The organism is Synechococcus sp. R6-10 (assembly GCF_047461815.1).
In the GTDB taxonomy this organism is placed as follows: domain Bacteria; phylum Cyanobacteriota; class Cyanobacteriia; order Thermostichales; family Thermostichaceae; genus Thermostichus.
In genome coordinates, this window is sequence record NZ_JANSHW010000708.1 from 1 (window position 1) to 533 (window position 533).

Sequence of the window (533 nt, forward strand, 5' to 3'; positions counted from 1 at the left end):
GACGTGGCGGAACGGCAGACGCGCTAGACTTAGGATCTAGTGCCGCAAGGCGTAAGGGTTCAAGTCCCTTCGTCCGCATGAGAATCCCCTACTTCCCCAGCCCCTTTCCCCCAAGAGGGCAGAAGTTCCCCCGGTCAACAGCAATGCTGACTGCCTTACGGTCGCTCGCCAGCAAGCCTAGGAGAGCCAAGGTGACAAAGCAAGCTCTCCCGCCGGCTAAAAGCAGACAGGGACACATCTCCCAGGCTAGAAGGCTTCTCGGTCCGCCTGCAGAGAAACTGGACTGGGTTGCTGCCACGAAAACCTTGGCTCTAGGCCGGAAAGATCACCTGCAGAATTTGCTCGGGGGCAATCGACTCCACCTTCCCATCGGCCCCCTTGACCGCCCGAAACGGCCCCTCTGAAGGCAGCAACCGCAGCGGGTCGGTGGGCCCAAACAACGCCACCAGCGGCGTCTGCACCGCCACCGCCAAATGCATGGGAGCGCTATCGGCGCACAACAGCAGCGTTGCCCCACCAATCAAGGCCGCCAG

At 61.7% G+C, this 533-nt stretch carries 1 protein-coding gene; it reads right to left on the reverse strand.

Translation table 11 applies throughout. The features are described from left to right. Window positions 1-311: 311 nt before the first annotated feature. On the reverse strand, window positions 312-533 hold a 222-nt coding region (locus NW837_RS15450), incomplete at its 5' end, for a glycosyltransferase family 9 protein (RefSeq protein ID WP_414332552.1).